Origin of the sequence: Streptomyces fuscigenes, assembly GCF_021556455.1 — a bacterium.
Classification (GTDB): Bacteria; Actinomycetota; Actinomycetes; order Streptomycetales; family Streptomycetaceae; genus Streptomyces; species Streptomyces fuscigenes.
This window is the reverse complement of record NZ_JAKGCV010000701.1, coordinates 1-1,850: the sequence shown is the minus strand read 5'-3', so window position 1 is coordinate 1,850 and position 1,850 is coordinate 1. Positions and strand designations below refer to the sequence as shown.

The following is a 1,850-nucleotide window of genomic DNA, read 5'->3' as shown; positions in this document are numbered from 1 at the left end:
GGAACTCCCGCCTCGGCGCCCGGCGTCCGGCCGGGCGCGCGGTCACGGGGACGGCCGCCGGTCGGGCGCTCGCCGGCGCCGCCCCGCGCTCCGTCCCGGTCTCCGGTCGGTGCCATGGCCACACTCCCCTGTCAGTGCCGTACGGACACGTCGTCGTACATCCACGCGGCGTGCGTACGTGCGCGTCCCCGGACACGGTACGGGACCGTGGCCGGGGACGCGGTGACACGAGGGGTTCTCAGCTCTCCGTGCCGCGGAAACGCGGGAACGCGCTGCGGCCCGCGTAGACCGCGGCGTCGTCGAGGATCTCCTCGATGCGCAGCAGCTGGTTGTACTTGGCGACGCGGTCCGAGCGGGCCGGGGCGCCGGTCTTGATCTGGCCGCAGTTCACCGCGACGGCGAGGTCGGCGATGGTGACGTCCTCGGTCTCGCCGGAACGGTGCGACATCATGCACTTGAAGCCGTTGCGCTGGGCCAGCTCGACGGCGTCCAGCGTCTCGGTCAGCGAACCGATCTGGTTCACCTTGACCAGCAGGGCGTTGGCGGCGCCCTCCTCGATGCCGCGGGAGAGGCGCTCGGGGTTGGTGACGAACAGGTCGTCGCCGACGATCTGCACCTTGGCGCCGAGCTGGTCGGTGATGGTCTTCCAGCCGGCCCAGTCCTCCTCGTGCAGCGGGTCCTCGATGGAGACCAGCGGGTACGCGTCGACGAGCTCCGCGTAGTAGGCCGTCATCTCCTCGGCCGAGCGCGTCTTGCCCTCGAACTCGTAGCTGCCGTCCTTGTAGAACTCGGACGCGGCGACGTCGAGCGCGAGCGCGATGTCGCGGCCCGGCACGTAGCCCGCCTCGGTCACGGCCTCCAGGATGAGGTCGAGCGCGGCGCGGTTCGACTCGAGGTTCGGCGCGAATCCGCCCTCGTCGCCGAGGCCGGTGGACAGGCCCTTGTTCTTCAGGACCTTCTTGAGCGTGTGGTAGACCTCCGCGCCCCAGCGCAGCGCCTCGGAGAAGGACTCCGCGCCGATCGGGGCGATCATGAACTCCTGGACGTCCACGTTCGAGTCGGCGTGCGCGCCGCCGTTCAGGATGTTCATCATCGGCACCGGCAGCAGGTGCGCGTTCGGGCCGCCGAGGTAGCGGAAGAGGGGCAGGTCGGAGGCCTCGGACGCGGCGTGCGCCACGGCGAGCGAGACGCCGAGGATGGCGTTCGCGCCGAGGGAGGACTTGTCCGGGGTGGCGTCCAGGTCGAACATCGCCTGGTCGATGAGGCGCTGTTCGGTGGCGTCGTAGCCGACCAGCTCGGGGCCGATCTGCTCGATCACCGCGAGCACGGCCTTCTCCACGCCCTTGCCCTGGTAGCGGTTCTGGTCACCGTCCCGCAGCTCGAGGGCCTCGAAGGCGCCGGTGGAGGCGCCGGAGGGGACGGCAGCACGGCCGGTGCTGCCGTCGTCGAGGCCGACCTCGACCTCGACGGTGGGGTTGCCTCGGGAGTCGAGGATTTCCCGGGCTACGACGACGTCGATCGACGGCACGAGCATCTCCTTCTGGAAGGTGACGTGAGGAGCGCAGGGTCTGCGTCCGGAGTCTTGCGCCATGAGCCTAACCGGCGCGGGCGGCGGGAACCGCCCCGGGCAGTGTCCACGCCCGTACGTCCACGGACCGGACGCCCACACGGGTGGCCCCCGCCTCAGATGGGCGGTGGGGCGCCCCCGTGTGCGGGGTCGCCCCGGCGCGCGGAGCACGTCGGGGGCGCGGGCGGCGCCCCGGGGACGACACCGCGGCCCGGCCCACTGGGGGCCGGGCCGCGGGGGGCGGTCGGGACCGTCGCGTCGGGATCTCACCGCCGGCCGCACC

At 72.3% G+C, this 1,850-nt stretch carries 1 protein-coding gene; it reads right to left on the bottom strand.

The features are described from left to right. Positions 1 to 238: 238 nt before the first annotated feature. Positions 239 to 1,534 (bottom strand): phosphopyruvate hydratase, encoded by a 1,296-nt coding sequence (gene eno, locus L1885_RS27895; protein WP_235799925.1) that lies wholly within the window; start codon positions 1,532 to 1,534, stop codon positions 239 to 241. Positions 1,535 to 1,850 lie beyond the last annotated feature (316 nt).

What these genes read in the sequence shown, in the direction of transcription:
- eno (WP_235799925.1), bottom strand. Translation starts at nt 1,534, where the DNA reads ATGCTCGTGCCGTCGATCGACGTCGTCGTAGCCCGGGAAATCCTCGAC.